The sequence below is a fragment of the Burkholderia contaminans genome (assembly GCF_029633825.1).
Taxonomy (GTDB): Bacteria; Pseudomonadota; Gammaproteobacteria; order Burkholderiales; family Burkholderiaceae; genus Burkholderia; species Burkholderia contaminans.
Map to the genome: position 1 here is coordinate 2,448,945 of NZ_CP090641.1, position 14,929 is coordinate 2,463,873.

The 14,929-nt window shown below is 69.2% G+C and carries 13 protein-coding genes; 6 read left to right on the forward strand and 7 right to left on the reverse strand.

Going from position 1 to position 14,929, the window contains the following annotated elements; all coding sequences use genetic code 11:
* Nucleotides 1-26: 26 nt before the first annotated feature.
* From LXE91_RS28700 to LXE91_RS28710, 3 genes are all read right to left on the reverse strand, one after another.
* Nucleotides 27-1,406 carry an FAD-containing oxidoreductase gene (locus LXE91_RS28700; RefSeq protein WP_039364200.1) on the reverse strand — a complete coding sequence of 460 codons (1,380 nt, stop codon included), beginning with the start codon at nt 1,404-1,406 and terminating at the stop codon, nt 27-29.
* Between the two features lie 208 nt (nt 1,407-1,614).
* Entirely contained in the window at nt 1,615-2,193 is a 579-nt protein-coding gene (locus LXE91_RS28705) for a hypothetical protein (protein ID WP_039364203.1), read from the reverse strand.
* 49 nt (nt 2,194-2,242) lie between these two features.
* On the reverse strand, nt 2,243-2,707 hold the full coding sequence (locus tag LXE91_RS28710) for a GNAT family N-acetyltransferase (RefSeq protein WP_039364206.1): 465 nt from the start codon (nt 2,705-2,707) through the stop codon (nt 2,243-2,245).
* 150 nt (nt 2,708-2,857) lie between these two features.
* Here LXE91_RS28710 and LXE91_RS28715 point away from each other — a divergent pair, with 150 nt between their 5' ends.
* The gene (locus LXE91_RS28715; protein WP_039364231.1) at nt 2,858-3,496 is read left to right on the forward strand and encodes a LysE family translocator; all 639 of its coding nucleotides are present in this window, start codon (nt 2,858-2,860) and stop codon (nt 3,494-3,496) included.
* Nucleotides 3,497-3,583: 87 nt separating this feature from the next.
* On the opposite strand, the gene LXE91_RS28720 is transcribed toward LXE91_RS28715, so the two are convergent.
* Entirely contained in the window at nt 3,584-4,795 is a 1,212-nt protein-coding gene (locus tag LXE91_RS28720) for a DUF1444 domain-containing protein (protein ID WP_039364208.1), read from the reverse strand.
* Between the two features lie 414 nt (nt 4,796-5,209).
* Between LXE91_RS28720 and LXE91_RS28725 the strand changes: the two genes are divergently transcribed.
* From LXE91_RS28725 to LXE91_RS28740, 4 genes are read left to right on the forward strand one after another with little or no spacing between them, the layout of a single operon-like run.
* Nucleotides 5,210-5,983, forward strand: coding sequence for a DUF3348 domain-containing protein (locus LXE91_RS28725; protein ID WP_039364211.1), 774 nt, complete (start codon nt 5,210-5,212; stop codon nt 5,981-5,983).
* 10 nt (nt 5,984-5,993) lie between these two features.
* A complete protein-coding gene (locus tag LXE91_RS28730; RefSeq protein WP_039364214.1) occupies nt 5,994-9,041 on the forward strand; it encodes a DUF802 domain-containing protein in 3,048 nt (1,015 codons plus the stop codon).
* Nucleotides 9,042-9,044: 3 nt separating this feature from the next.
* The gene (locus tag LXE91_RS28735) at nt 9,045-9,689 is read left to right on the forward strand and encodes an OmpA family protein (RefSeq protein WP_039364216.1); all 645 of its coding nucleotides are present in this window, start codon (nt 9,045-9,047) and stop codon (nt 9,687-9,689) included.
* 8 nt (nt 9,690-9,697) lie between these two features.
* Nucleotides 9,698-10,312, forward strand: a complete 615-nt coding sequence (locus tag LXE91_RS28740) for a DUF2894 domain-containing protein (RefSeq protein WP_039364234.1) — start codon at nt 9,698-9,700, stop codon at nt 10,310-10,312.
* A 32-nt stretch (nt 10,313-10,344) separates the two neighbouring features.
* Here the strand turns inward: LXE91_RS28740 and LXE91_RS28745 are convergent, their stop codons facing one another.
* Together LXE91_RS28745 and LXE91_RS28750 are read right to left on the reverse strand one after the other, a co-directional pair.
* Nucleotides 10,345-10,917, reverse strand: coding sequence for an NADPH-dependent FMN reductase (locus LXE91_RS28745; protein ID WP_039364219.1), 573 nt, complete (start codon nt 10,915-10,917; stop codon nt 10,345-10,347).
* A 58-nt stretch (nt 10,918-10,975) separates the two neighbouring features.
* Nucleotides 10,976-11,566 (reverse strand): hypothetical protein, encoded by a 591-nt coding sequence (locus tag LXE91_RS28750; RefSeq protein WP_039364222.1) that lies wholly within the window; start codon nt 11,564-11,566, stop codon nt 10,976-10,978.
* Nucleotides 11,567-12,256: 690 nt separating this feature from the next.
* Between LXE91_RS28750 and cml the strand changes: the two genes are divergently transcribed.
* Nucleotides 12,257-13,489: a CmlA/FloR family chloramphenicol efflux MFS transporter gene (cml, locus tag LXE91_RS28755; RefSeq protein WP_039364225.1), complete on the forward strand. Its 1,233-nt coding sequence runs from the start codon at nt 12,257-12,259 to the stop codon at nt 13,487-13,489.
* A gap of 87 nt (nt 13,490-13,576) precedes the next feature.
* On the opposite strand, the gene LXE91_RS28760 is transcribed toward cml, so the two are convergent.
* The gene (locus tag LXE91_RS28760; RefSeq protein ID WP_039356423.1) at nt 13,577-14,860 is read right to left on the reverse strand and encodes an isoprenylcysteine carboxylmethyltransferase family protein; all 1,284 of its coding nucleotides are present in this window, start codon (nt 14,858-14,860) and stop codon (nt 13,577-13,579) included.
* Nucleotides 14,861-14,929 lie beyond the last annotated feature (69 nt).

Genomic DNA, 14,929 nt, shown 5'->3' on the forward strand with positions numbered 1-14,929 from the left:
GTCGATGCACCGCCGCCCGCCGCCCGTCATTCGACCGGATGCAGATCCTGCAACAGCGTCGGCACGAGCTCCGACACGGTCGGGTGGATGTGCATCGCGCGGCTGATCGTCGTGTACGGCGCGCCCGCGGCCATCACGTCGAGCATGCCGTGCACGACTTCGTCGCCCGTCACGCCGAGGATCGACGCGCCGAGGATCGCGTGGCTGTCCGCGTCGACGATCACCTTCATGAAACCCAGGCTCTCGCCTTTTTCCACCGCACGGCCGACGCGCGTCATCGGGCGTGTGCCGACGAGCAGCCGGCGGCCGGTCTGCTTCGCTTCCGCGAGCGTCATGCCGACGCGGCCGAGCGGCGGATCGACGTACAGCGCGTACGCTGCGATGCGATCGGACACCTTGCGCGGATCGTTGTCGAGCAGGTTGGCCGCGACGATCTCGTAGTCGTTGTACGCGGTGTGCGTGAACGCGCCGCGCCCGTTGCAGTCGCCGAGTGCCCAGATGCCGGGCACGTTCGTGCGCAACTGGTCGTCGACCTCGATGTAGCCGCGCGCGTCGGTTGCGACGCCCGCGCGTTCGAGCCCGAGATCGTCGGTGTTCGGCACGCGTCCGACCGCGAGCAGCAGGTGCGAGCCCGCGACCTCGCGGCCGCCGCCCGTGCAGTCGAGGCCGACCGCAATGCCGCTGCCGTCGCGCCGCGCGCTCAGGCAGGTCGCGTCGAGCTGCACGTCGATCCCTTCGTTTTCGAGGATCTCGCGCACCGCCTGCGACACGTCTTCGTCCTCGCGCCGGATCAGGCGCGAACCCTTCTCGACGATCGTGACCTTCGACCCGAAACGGCGATACATCTGGCCGAACTCGAGCCCGATGTAGCTGCCGCCGACGATCACGAGATGCTCGGGCAGGAAGTCGACGTCCATCATCGTCGAGTTGGTCAGGTACGGCACCGTGTCGAGGCCGGGCATGGCCGGCACCTGCGCGCGCCCGCCGACGTTGATGAAGATGCGCTCGGCTTCGAGCAGTGCGTCGCCCACGCGCACGGTGGTCGCGCCTTCGAAGCGCGCATGACCGTGGATGACGGTCGCGTTTTCCAGCCCGCGCACCCACTGCTCGACACCCTGGTTCGAGCGCCCCGAGATCTGGTCCTTGCGTGCCTTCACGGCTTTCATGTCGACGGTGACGGGGCCGCCGACCGACACGCCGTATTCACCGGCGCGGCGCGCGAGGTGCGCGGCGTAGGCGCTTGCGATCAGCGTCTTGGTCGGGATGCAGCCGGTGTTCACGCAGGTGCCGCCGAAGCGGCCGCGCTCGATGATCGCGACCTTCATCCCGGCGGCGGACAGCCGCGCGGCGAGTGGCGGGCCGGCCTGACCGGTGCCGATGACGATCGCGTCGAAGTGTTGCGTCATGACGTCCTCCAGTGCGGGTGCAGCGAGGGAGCGTAGGCGGGCGAGCCGCGTGCGCGGCCGGCGCAGGGTCGCGCGACGGCGAGCGCCTATGGTAGTCCTGTTGGCGTGCGCTCGCGAGCGGTGGCGGGGCGGGATGCGATGGCGTCTGACCGAAGCCGCATCCGCCGCCGCGCGACGCAACCGGCCGCGGCGCGTTGCGCCGGCCGCGTCAGTCCTTGCGTTGCCACTGACTGAACGACACCGGCCGGTGCGCGTCGGCGCGCGTGACGGTGACGTGGTCGGGCTGGTCGTCGAGCGGAAACGATTCGGTGACGATCCGGTTCGAAAACAGCCATCCGTGCGTGCGCGCGTCGTAGCGGAACGTCACGTAGTCGCTCCAGTGCTGCCCGCACGCGACGAAGTTCTGCACCGTGAAATAGCGGCCTTTTATCGCGAAGCCGTTGTCGGCGGCATCTTCGGGATCGAACGGATCGCACTGGCCGCCTTCGTTCGCGCGCAGCACGACCTGGTCGTTGCGCGCGACGAGCCGGAATGCGTGATCCGGTTGTTCCTCGAAGATCAGCAGCGGACGCGGCGACGGCTGCTCGCGCGTATCGACCGCCCGATGCACGACGACGAGGAAGCTGCGCCGCCCGTTGTCGAGATCCGGCCCCGCATGCGCGAGCAGCGGCTGGTAGCCGGGCGGTAACTGCGCGGCGACCGATTTCGGCAGGTCGGCTGCGCGGGCGTTGAACGAAAACGCGGCGAGCAGCGGGAGGAACACGATGGGTAGGCGGGAAACGCGCATCACGGGGTGTCCGGTCGAATGGAGGAAGGCGGTGCCGATGGCGAGGATGTTACAAGTCCCGCCCGAGAAACTCGGCGCCCGGCACCGGGTTGAACGCGACGGGCGGTGCGGGCGCGAAGCCGAGCGACGCATACAGTTTCCTGGCGGCGACGAATTCGGGCAGCACGTCGAGGCACATGCGCGCATAGCCGGCCGCTTTCGCGTCGTGCAGCAGCCGTTCGACGAGCTGGCGGCCGACGTTCAGCCCGCGCGCTTCGGGGCGCACGTAGACGCGCTTCATCTCGCACGTCGTCGCGTCGATCTCGCGAAACGCCGCGCAGCCCACCGCGCGCCCGTCCCGCCACGCGAGCAGCAGCAGCCCGCGCGGCGCAGCGTACTTGCCCGGCAGCGCGGCGATCTCGGGCTCGTAGTCCTGGAATTCGAGGCTGACGGTCGGGCTCGCGATGTACTCGCGGAAGATCGCCTCGACGGCACGGGCGTCGTCGGGATAGCGGGCGGTGCGAATCTCGATCATGGGCAGGGCGCGAATGACAGGAAAGAGGGCCAGCATAGCAGCGACAAGCCGCTTTCGGCCATGCGCGAAGCGTGCCAGAATCAGCGGCTCGACCGTCGGAAACGACACGCCGGCGCTGGCGATTCGGCGTCGCTCACCAAGGAGACTTCGATGACTGCATCGGCTGCCGTACTCGCCATCCTGGCCGCGCTGTTTCTCGGCGCGATGATTCCGGGCCCGAGCTTCGTGCTGGTCGCCCGCAATTCGATCGGATTGTCGCGCCGCGACGGGCTGGCCACCGCGCTCGGCATGGGCATCGGCGGCATCGTGTTCGGCGGTATCGCGCTGGCCGGGCTCTATACGCTGCTGCAGGCCGTCGAATGGTTGTACGTGGGCCTCAAGGTGGCGGGCGGCGCGTACCTGATCTACATGGCGTCGAAGATCTGGCGCGGCGCCGACCGGCCGATCGCGATGGACGATCCGCAGGCGATGGCCGGCGGCAGCGCGCGCAAGTCGTTCTGGACGGGCCTCACGACCCAGCTCAGCAACCCGAAGACGGCGATCTGGTACGGCAGCATCTTCGCGGCGCTGCTCCCGCAGCATCCGCCGCTGTGGTGCTATCTGGCGCTGCCGCCGCTCGTGTTCGGCGTCGAGTTCGGCTGGTACACGATCGTCGCGCTGTGCTTTTCCACGCGCCGGCCGCGCGAGCTCTACCTGCGCGCGAAGAAGTGGGTCGACCGCATCGCCGCCGGCGCGATCACGCTGCTCGGGCTGCGACTGATCCTGAATGCCCCGAAAGCGGGCATCTGACCGCTTCCATTCCCGATCCGCATCGCCCGTCAGCCGGGCATTCCCGTGGCCGGCTGCCGGCGCACACCGCGCGAACGCGAATCGGCATCAGGCTTCGCTGAACCGCGCCAGCAGCGCCGCGAACCGCGTGTCGTCCGGGAATGCCTTCACTTCATAGCGCACCGGGCGATGCACGGTGGCCGTCATCAGGTCGCCGCACGTGTGCAGCAGCTCGGCCAGCGGCACGTAAGCGGACTGCCCCGTCGAGCCGCGATGGAGCGCGACGATATCCGTCTCGGGCAGCAGGGAAGGCACGCCGTCGCTCCACACGCCGACGCTGAACAGGCTGCCGTCCTGGCGCTTGTACACCGAGTAGGTCGCCACGAAGATGTCGGTGCCGTCGCGCTCATGCACGTCGTTGAGCAGCATCCGCTGATCCTGGTAGTCGCCCGCGAGCTCGCCGATGCGCAGCGCATGCAGCTTCGCTTCGAGCCCTGCCGGCACGAAGCGCTGCCAGGCGGCGCCGTCCCAGCGCAGCATCAGCGGAGGCAGCGGGCGCGGCTGCGCCTGCGCCTGTTCGGCGAGGTCGACCATGGCGGCGAGCCCGGTCGGATTGCGGTCGCCGGTGAGCAGCAGCACCGCGCGGTTCGGCGCCATCACGACCGGTGCGCCGGCGATCGGCTGGCGGTGAAGCAGGTCGGTCAGCAGCAGCCGCGCCGCGTCGTAGGAGTCGTCGAATTGCGACAGGAACACGCCGTTCGGCAGCGCGGCCCACGGCTTCGACGATTCGGCCCGCAGGTTGTCGATCGCGATGTCGCAGGCTTCGTCGAACGAGACGCCCCATTGGTCGAGCGTCGCGGTCGGCAGGCGCGCGATGTTGAACTCGCCGTCGTACGCGATGCCGATTTCGATGTTCTCGCAGAGCGGCCGGAACGCCAGCGCCGTGATACCGGGCTGCCCGGCCAGTTGCAGCGTGGCCACGCAGCGCTCGGTCGCGCTGCGGATCACGGGCCGCAGCTTCGCGCGCGCGGCGGCGAAATCCGTCGGGATCTCGTGCTGCATCATCGCGTTCGCCTGCCGCTTCAGCACGGTGTCCCGCTCGGACGGTTTCGCGGCCGCGTAGTCGCGGAACAGGTTGTGCAGGTTGATGATGTTCGACGGCGCATCCGACTGGACGAGGCAGCCTTTCTCGTCCTCGTGCCGCCAGGTGCGGGTGTCGCCCGATGCGCGCAGCGTGGCGATCAGGCGTTCCGCGAAGGCCTGCGGGGTCGGCGGTTTGCCGAAACGGTCGCGCAGGCGCGTGACGAGATTGGCAAGCATCGTGGGCGGTCGGGCCGGGCCCGTCTGTTGTCGTTGTGGGTCGGTGGCGCCTGCTCTCAGGGCGCCGCCCGCGGCCGGCACACGTGGCTCGGCGGGTGTTGCGATGGTAGCGCAACGGGGCCGGTATCGTCGGACGATATTCGCAACCGGTGGGTGATTTGGCGGTGGGTGGCAGGAGCTGGGACAGGATCTGGAGCCAGGGCCAGGGCCAGGGGCAGGGGCAGGGGCAGGGGCAAGGGCAAGGGCAACGGCGCGGCAGGACCGTCCCCGCAGCAGCCCCCGTTCGCCCGCCAAGCCTTGCGCGGCGGGCGTTCGCGTGTGTCGCACGCCGCGCCGAACGGCGCCGCTTCCCCGATTCTGGCGGCCCACCTCCCGGCGACGTGTAAACTGCTGCCTTTTTTGACGGTTTGCAGCATGGTGCAAGCACCTCCGCGCCCGGCACTGAGCGGCCCCGCGCTCGTCCGGCTGCTCGCGCGCCTGGCCGATGCCGACATCGCGGAATCCCGGCAGACGCTGTCCGACCGGCTGAGCCAGTGGCTCGGCTGGACCGACGCGATCACGCTGTCGTCCGCGCTGAACGCGAGCCCGCCCGGCGTCGCGGCCGGCGTGCGCGGCTACGACGCGGAGCGCGACTGCGCGCGCGTGCGCCACGAGCTCGCGCAGGCGATCACGGCCGCCAATCGGCCCCGTGCGCGGCGCCGGCCCGGCGATCCGCCGCCGCCGGCCGCCGACACGGCCGATTTCGCGGACTTCCGGCAGCGTTATCTGTCCCTGCAGCAGGACATGGAAACGGCGATCGGCCAGTTACGCGGCCGCCTGCGGGTCGCGGTTGCCGCCCGCTCGTCCGGGATGGCGCGGCTCGCGACGCTCGACGCCATCATGGAGCGCGTGCTCGGCGCGCGCGAGCGCAGCCTGCTGTCGTCGATCCCCGCGCTGCTCGGCACGCGTTTCGGGCGGCTGCGCGACGCGGAGCGGCAGGCGCTGGCCGATGCCGAATCCGCGGCTGCAGCCACGGCCGATCCGGCCGATGACGGCGCGGTGGCGGCCGATGGCACGGCCGTCGCGGCGATCGTGCCCGGCGCATGGCTCGATACGTTTCGCGACGAGATGCAGAGCATCCTGCTTGCCGAACTCGAAGTCCGGTTTCAAACGGTAGACGGGCTGCTCGCGGCCCTTCGCACCAGCTAATCAACACGCTATGTCCAGAATTCGCCTTGATCTCGTTGTCTTCGTCGCCGGTCTGCTCGCTGTGGGCTGGATCGGCGTCGGCTATGTCGCGTCGAACCCGCTGGCGGCGGCCGTCACGCTGCTGATCGCCGCGTGCTACGTCGCCGGCGCATGGGAGCTGCTGCGCTACCGGCAGGCCACCGCCACGCTGTCGCGCGCGGTCGCCGGCCTGACCGAGCCGCCCGCGAAGCTCGACACGTGGCTCGATACGCTGCACCCGGGCCTGCGCGGCGCCGTGCGCGCGCGGGTCGAAGGCGCGCGCGTCGCGCTGCCGGGCCCGTCGCTCACGCCTTACCTCGTCGGCTTGCTCGTGCTGCTCGGCATGCTCGGCACGCTGCTCGGGATGGTCGTCACGCTGAAGGGCACCGGCGCTGCGCTCGAAAGCGCGACCGATCTCGATGCGATCCGCGCATCGCTGATCGCGCCGGTGAAGGGCCTCGGGTTCGCATTCGGCACGTCGATCGCCGGTGTCGCGACGTCCGCGATGCTCGGGCTGCTGTCCGCGCTCGTGCGCCGCGAGCGGATCGACGCGGCCCAGCAGCTCGACGCGAAGATCGCGACGACGCTGCGCGTGCATTCGTCCGCGCACCAGCGCGACGAATCGTTCCGGCTGCTGCAGCGCCAGGCCGACGTGATGCCGTCGCTGGTCGACCGGCTGCAGACGATGATGACGACGCTCGAAGCGCGCAGCGTCGCGCTGCACGATCGCCAGATCGAAAGCCAGCAGGCATTTTTCGACCGGACCGAGCGCGCCTATGCGGGCCTCGCGTCGAATGTCGGCGACGCGCTGAAGGAAAGCGCCGCCGAAAGCGCGCGCGTAGCCGGTGCCGCGCTGCAGCCGGTCGTCGCCGCGACGATGACCGGGCTCGCGCAGGAGATGGCCGCGCTGCGCGACACCGTGACGGGTGCCGTGCAGCGTCAGCTCGACGGGCTGACGGACGGCTTCGAGAAGACCACCGGCAACGTGACGGCCGTCTGGAACCGCGCGCTCTACGAACAGCGCCGCGCGGGCGATGCCGTCGCGCAGCAGCTGCAGACGACGCTCGGCCAGTTCACCGACACGTTCTCGCAGCGTTCGGCGGACCTGCTCGACGGCGTGGCGACGCGTCTCGAATCGACTGAAAGCCGCCTGTCGGACGCATGGCGCGATGCGCTGTCGCGCCAGGAGCAGGTCGGCGAGACGCTGGCGGGCCAGCATGCGCGCGCGCTGGGCGAGGCCGCCGCGGCGTTCGAACGCCATTCCGGCGCGACGCTTGCCGCGATGCGCGAGTCGCACGCGGGGCTGCAGGCCGACCTGGCGGCGCGCGACGAACAGCGCGTCGCCGCGTGGAACGATTCGCTGGCCGCGATGGCCGCAAAGCTCGGCGACGAATGGCAGCGCGCCGGCGTGCACAGCGCAGCCCGTCAGCAGGAAATCTGCGACGCACTGGCGCAAACGACGCGCGATCTCACGGCGCAGGCTGCGACGTTCGAACAACGTTCGAACGCGTTGCTGTCGACGATCCGCGATTCGCATGCCGGCCTGCAGACGCAACTGGCTGCGCGTGACGAGGAACGCCTCACTGCGTGGAACGACTCGCTGGCCGCGATGGCCGCGAAGCTCGGCGACGAATGGCAGCGTGCAGGTGTACACAGTGCGGGCCGTCAGCAGGAAATCTGCGACGCACTGGCGCAAACGACGCGCGATCTCACGGCACAGGCGTCGACGTTCGAACAACGCTCGAATGAATTGCTGTCGACGATCCGCGATTCGCACACGGGCTTGCAGACGCAACTGGCTGCACGCGACGAAGAACGCCTCACTGCATGGAACGACTCGCTGGCCGCGATGGCCGCGAAGCTCAACGACGAATGGCAGCGCGCAGGTGTACATAGTGCGGGCCGTCAGCAGGAAATCTGCGACGCACTGGCGCAAACGACGCGCGACCTGACCGCGCAGGCATCGACGTTCGAACAACGCTCGAATGAGTTGCTGTCGACGATCCGCGATTCGCACACGGGCCTGCAGACGCAGCTTGCCGCACGCGACGAAGAACGCCTCACTGCGTGGAACGACTCGCTGGCTGCAATGGCCGCGAAGCTCGGCGACGAATGGCAGCGCGCGGGCGTGCACAGTGCGGGCCGTCAGCAGGAAATCTGCGACGCACTGGCACAAACGACGCGCGATCTCGCGGCACAGGCGTCGACGTTCGAACAACGCTCGAATGAATTGCTGTCGACGATCCGCGATTCGCATGCCGGCCTGCAGTCGCAACTGGCCGCGCGCGACGAAGAACGCCTCGCTGCATGGAACGACTCGCTCGCCGCGATGGCCGCCGCGCTGCGCGACGAATGGGCGCAGACGAGCGCGCAGGCCGCGACGCGCCAGCAGGACATCTGCGACACGCTGGCCCGCACCGCGAACGACATCACCGCGCAGGCACAGGTGCACGCGAGCGACACGATCAACGAGATCGCGCGCCTCGTGCAGGCTGCATCGGAGGCGCCGAAGGCCGCGGCCGACGTCGTCGCCGAGCTGCGCCAGCGCCTGTCCGACAGCCTGGTGCACGACACCGCGATGCTCGAGGAGCGCAGCCGCCTGCTCGCGACGCTCGAAACGCTGCTCGGCGCGGTCAACCACGCGTCGACCGAACAGCGCACCGCGATCGACGCGCTCGTCAGCACGTCGGCCGACCTGCTCGACCGCGTCGGCGCGCGCTTCAACGACACCGTCGATGCCGAAACACGCAAGCTCGACTCGGTGGCCGCGCAAGTCACGGCAGGCGCCGTCGAGGTCGCGAGCCTCGGCGACGCGTTCGGGATGGCCGTGCAGGTATTCGGCGAGTCGAACGACAAGCTGCTGACCCATCTGCAACGCATCGAGGCCGCGCTCGAGAAGTCGCTCGCGCGCAGCGACGAGCAGCTCGAGTACTACGTCGCGCAGGCGCGCGAGGTGATCGACCTGAGCATGATGTCGCAGAAGCAGATCGTCGAAGACCTGCAGCAGCTCGCCGGCCGGCGGGCGAGCGTCGGAGCGTAACGCATGCACGACGAAATCGACGGCGACGCAACCTCCGCGCCGGTATGGCCCGCGTTCGCCGACCTGATGTCGGTGCTGCTCGGCGCGTTCGTGCTGATTCTCGTCGGCGTGATCGGCATGCAGCTTCAGCTCACGTCGAAGCTCGAGGAAGCCGTGCGTGCGCGCCAGCAGGAAGCGCAGCAGCGCAAGTCGCTCGAGCAGGCGCTCGCCGGGCCGCTTGCAGCCGGCCGCGTGACGCTCGTGAACGGGCGCATCGGCATCAGCGGCAACGTGCTGTTCGCGCTGAACTCCGACCAGTTGCAGCCCGCGGGCCGCGACCTGCTGAAGACGCTGGCCGCGCCGTTGGGCACCTACCTGAAGACGCGTGACGAGATCCTGATGATCAGCGGCTTCGCCGACGACCAGCAGGTGCACGCGGGCAACCGCCTGTTCGCGGACAACTGGGAACTGTCGGCCAAGCGTGCGTTGACGGTCACGCGTGCGCTGATCGACGCCGGCGTGCCGGCGTCGTCGGTGTTCGCGGCGGCGTTCGGCTCGGAGCAGCCGGTCAGCTCGAACGCGGACGATGAAGGCCGCGCGAAGAACCGTCGCGTGGAGATCGCGCCGGTGCCGCGCAAGTCGGCTTCGAACGGAGGGAAGGCGAAGTGACCGGCGAAGTGACCGGCGACGCGACGCACGTTCGCGCGACGCTCGACGCATGGCGCGAGCAGGGCGCCGACCGGCTCGATCCCGTGCGCTTTCACCGGATCGACGCACTCGAACGGCGCGCGGCCGCGCTCGAAGGCGAAGCGCGTGCGTTGCTCGACGCGCGGCTGGCGACGCTGATCGAAGGTTTTGCGGAAGTGGTGGCGTGCGCCGGTGAAACGGCAACCGCGAGCAGCGCGACAGGTGCGCCCGCGCGCGGCGCGCTGGCGGAACTCGTCGAGCGGCTCGCGCGCGATGTGCAGGCCGACCGGCGCGGGCTCGATCCCGAGCTGGTCGACTACTTCCGCACGATGTGGTCGAAGGTCCGCACCGAACAGCAGTATCGCCAGTCGCTCGACCAGGTGCCGCGCAACGCGGGGCCGCTCAATTCGAACAGTCTCGTGCACCGGTCGCTCGCGACGATGCGCGAGTTGTCGCCGGCTTATCTGCAGCAGTTCCTGTCGTATGTCGACGCGCTCGCGTGGCTCGAGGATCTCGCCGGCGGCGGCGCGCAGCCCGAGAAGGAAGCGCCGCGGGCGAAGGCGGCCAAACCGGCGAAGAAGGCGACGCGCGCCAAGGCGCGGTAACGCTGCGCGCGTTCACGAACGAACGCGGATTGCTACCGGCCCGGTTCCGCCTCGTGGATCGCCGCGCGCAGTGCGTGCAGCGCATCGGCCAGCGCCGATGCGAACGGCGGATGCGCGGCGATGCCCGCCGCGTCGAGCTGGCTCCCGAGGATCGGCAGCGTGATCGACGCGGGTTCGACGATGCGTGCCGACATCATCGACAGCGTTTCCCGCAGCGCCGCGTCCGCATGCGTTGCGCGTGGCGATGCGTTCAGCACGGCGACCGGCTTGTACACGACGGCTTCGCACCCCACGATCCAGTCCAGCGCGTTCTTCATCACGCCCGTTACGCCGTGTGCGTATTCCGGGCTCGCGATCAGCAGGCCGTCTGCGGCATTCACGCGGTCGATCAGGTCGCGCACCACGGCGGGCGACGGATATTCGGTATCGGGATTGAACAGCGGGAATTCACCGAGACGATCGAAGCGCGCGATGCGCATGCCGCGCGGCGCGACGAGCGCGGCCGCATCGAGCAGCGCGGCGTTATACGACTGCGCGCGGAGGCTGCCGCACAGCGCGACGATGTCGATGTGGCGGTCGGCGTGGGGGCGGGGATCGGTGGTCATCGATGGGCGTGTCGGTTGGCGCGTTGCGTAGCGGTGAGCGTCGCGCGGGTCGCACGGATTATCGCACTGGTGTTCGGGCGGCACCGGCCATCCCCGTCGCGCGCGCGAATTCCCCGATCTCCCATCCATGACCGAGCATCAGCCGCCGCGTATGCAGCGCGCCATGCACGTGGTCGTCGACGGTTTCGCCGAGATAACGCAGCGCACGTCCGTCGATATCGACGAAGCCGTGCCGGTAATCCTGCGCGAGCGCCGTCCACAACTGTGCGGCGCCGACCGACTGGCGCGCGCCGCTGATCAGGCACAGGCCAGCGTCGAGTCCCCAGCGATACAGCGTCGTCGCCAGCCCCTTGCGTTGCGCGGATCCGCGCAGCCGCGTATGCGGCGCGCGCAGGTAGCGGTCGGCGCGGCGCGGGATTTCGGGCAGGCGGTTGAACACCGTATAGCCGGCGAGCTGGCGCGCGGCCGGGTCCTCGACATACAGGAAGTATTCGCCGTCCGCTTCGCGGTGGCGGACGATCAGGCCGGAGCGGCCGAGCGCGACCGCCGGCAGGCCGTGCAGGCGATGGCCTGGCTGGTAGAGACGCGCGTAGAGCGCGTCGAGTTCATCGTCGATGTCGTGCTGGGAATGCTGTACGTCGATACGCATGGCAAAGGTCGCCCGTCCCGGGCGGTCCGAGAAAGTGGTTCATCGCAAAAGGGGAAAGGAATGGCTGCGGCCCCCGGGCTCGGCGAAGCGAGCCGGGGCCGCGAATCAGCTGGGGATGTGCTGGAAACCGGCGGCGATCGCGGCGAGGCCCGCGATGCAGAGTGCGAACAGGATCAGGACTTTGTGGATCACGTCTCTCTCCTCAAGAATGCGCGGCGCCTAAGGGCGGCATCGCGGAGACGGTGAGCGGCGGGCACGGCCCGCGCGGCCGTCGTGCGGGACGACGGTCGAAGGCCTGGGCGACGTATCGCTCGCGGACGGGCAGCACCATACGCGACGTGATTCGGGTGGGCAATCGGACAGAGGATGAAAAGCGACGAAAGGCGGAGAATCGCGTCGTTTCGCGACAATTGGCCGCATGAGGGCGGGCCGCCGCCTGAGCGGAAGGCGATGCGGGCCGGCCCGACAGCTGTCGCAAGGCCGTGTGCGCACGGCTGGTGCCTCCCAGTCGAACCGACTACACTGCGCAGTCAACGCACACCGCAAGGATTCCTCCATGGGAGCCGGACCGTCCACGGATCGCTAAGCCGCAACGACCTTCGTCAACCGGTCGTTGCGGCGATCTCCCGTTGTCCCTCGCTGACCAGGCAGATCGCCGCCAGATTCCCTTTTCTGAGCGGATGCCTTGTCATGCCTGAACAATCCACGCCCGTCTGGGCCTATTCGTTACCGTCGGCGCTGCTGCTGATGGCGCCTTTCGATCTCCTCGCTTCGATGGCGATGGACGTGTACCTGCCGGTGATCCCGGAGATGCCGTCCGCGCTGGGCACGTCGCCGGCCATCGTCCAGTTGACGCTGAGCGTCTATATGGTCGTCCTCGGCCTGGGCCAGATGCTCTTCGGCCCGTTGTCGGACCGTGTCGGCAGACGCCCGGTGGTGCTCGGCGGTGCGCTGTGTTTTGCGGCAGCTTCGCTGGCACTTGCGATTGCCACGGGCGGCGGCCTGTTCGCCACGCTGCGCGTGCTTCAGGCGCTGGGCGCGTCAGCCGCGCTCGTTGCAACGTTCGCGACCGTTCGCGATGTCTACGCCGATCGCCCTGAAGGCCGCATGATCTACAGCCAGTTCGGCGCGATGCTGGCGTTCGTTCCCGCACTGGGTCCGCTGCTCGGCGCGGCCATCGCGACAGCCTGTGGATGGCGCGCGATTTTCGCGACGCTCGGCCTGCTGGGTCTGCTCGCGTGCGGCCGTGCGTGGCCACGCTGGCACGAAACGCGGCCGCGGACGGCGAACCGGCAGGGGCCGTCCGTCGCTTCGATTCTCGGCAGCCGGCCCTTTCAGGTTCACACGCTTGCATTTGCCGCCGCGATGGGCGCGTTCTTCGTGTTCTTCTCCACCGCGCCGCGCGTGCTGGTCGGAGGGGCCGGCTATTCGCGCGTGGCATTCGGCGTGGCGTTTGCGACCGTCGCGATCGTGATGGTCGTCGTGTCGCGCTTCGCGGGGACGTTCGTGTCGAGGTGGGGCGAGGCCGGCTGCGTTGCGCGAGGGGCGCTCACGATGATGACCGGTGCGATCGTGCTGGCCGTCTGCACGGTCCTGGCGAAGCCGTCGTTCGCGACGTTCGTGATGCCGATGTGGCTGGTAGCGGTCGGTATCGTGCTGATGTCGTCGGTGTCCGCGAACGGCGCGCTGCGCGATTTCGGCGATGCCGCCGGCAAGGCGGTTGCGCTCTACTACGCGGTGCAGGGCGTGATCGTCACCGGCGTGGGCACGCTCGCGACGCTGGTCTTCGACGGTGCTACCGCGTGGCCGCTGGCGGCCTGCTGTTTCGGTATGGGCCTCGCGAGCTTCGTCGCGATCAAGGGGCTGACGCGTGCGACCGGTCGCGCGCGTGACGGGCGCGACAGCAGCCTTTCGTTCGACTGAGCATGCGCGCAGCGACGCGCTGTGGTGTCGGGCCGCGCGGCGCGCCGATGAAGTGGCGGGGCAGCCTGCCCCGCCATTCCAACCGTATCAAGCCGGCGCGCGTTGCCCGAATGCCTGCCTGATCCGCGCGAACAGCCCGTGTTGCTCGATCCATTCGGCATACGCGCGATAGTCTGGGTCGCGCATCAGGTGGCGCTCTTCCGTCTTCGCCCGCGTGTAGTAGATCAGGTTGATCGCGACGAGCCCCGCGCAGTGCATGAGCCCTACCTGCCAGCCGAGCGGCTCGACGAACGGCACCGACACCATCCAGTACGACAGGTTCTTCGTGATGTACGCCGGATGCTTCGTGAAGCGGTACGGGCCCGACGTGATGATCCCGCGGTTGGTGAGGTTCGAGAAACGCAGCCCGAACGAGATCGTGCACAGCGCGTAGGTCAACAGCAGCAGGATGATCACCGAGCCCCAGATCACGCGCAGCGTCGGGGCCGACATCAGCCAGTTGTCCCAGAACATCGAGCCTTCGTAGCGGATGTAGTTGTTCGAGAACAGCGACCAGAACGGCTGGTAGCACATCAGCGCGGCCACCCAGCCGAGCGTCGTCGGCTCGACGGTGCGCACGTGGCTGTCGAGGATGCGGAACGTGCACAGGTAGCCGACGGTGCCGAACATCAGGTCCATCGTGAACGACAGGTCGTACATGAACACGAAGGTCGCGATCGTCATCGGCGCATGCATCGCGTTCGCGAGCGACGCGGTCAGGTGATCGGCGTCCTTCGACAGGTAGACGGTCATCAACGGCAGGAAGAACGCCTTCACGCCCCAGCCGGCCAGCATCTCGCGCACCGGCTTCCAGCTTGCGGGCCGCTCGCGGCGGAACAGGAAGCGGCCCCACAGCAGGTACGCGTCATCGGTCTCGCGCTGGTGGCGGTCCATCCAAGCGAAGTAGAACGGCGCGGCGACGATCACGTACGGCGCGAGCGAGCGCAGCAGCGACCAGAACGGCAGGTAGAACCGGCCGTGGTATTCGGGCAGCAGCCAGTAGATCACGCCGATGCCCGCATAGATCGACGTCAGCGCGCCGAGCCGTGTCGCGACGCGCGCGATGCCGAGCGGCCGGACGGCCTGCCGCGACAGGCCCGCGCTCGGGCGCAGGTAGACGCGCGAGATGAAGATTTCGTGCAACGCGATCGTGCCGATGATCGCGAGGCTCGCGATGACGGCGCGCGTGGCTGCGTCGAGGGCCGGCTGGTCGCGCGTGATCCACAGCGCGAAGAGCCCGGCGGTGATGCCGAGCAGGCCGGCGCGCAGCGGCGTGGCGGAACGGGGTGGGCGGTCCTGGACCGCGGCGATGCCGTCAAGCGTGGAATTCATGATCGGATCCTCGTACGGATGAGGGCCGGCGCCCCCGCTTGGCGGGTGACGCCGGCCGTCGGCCGGGCT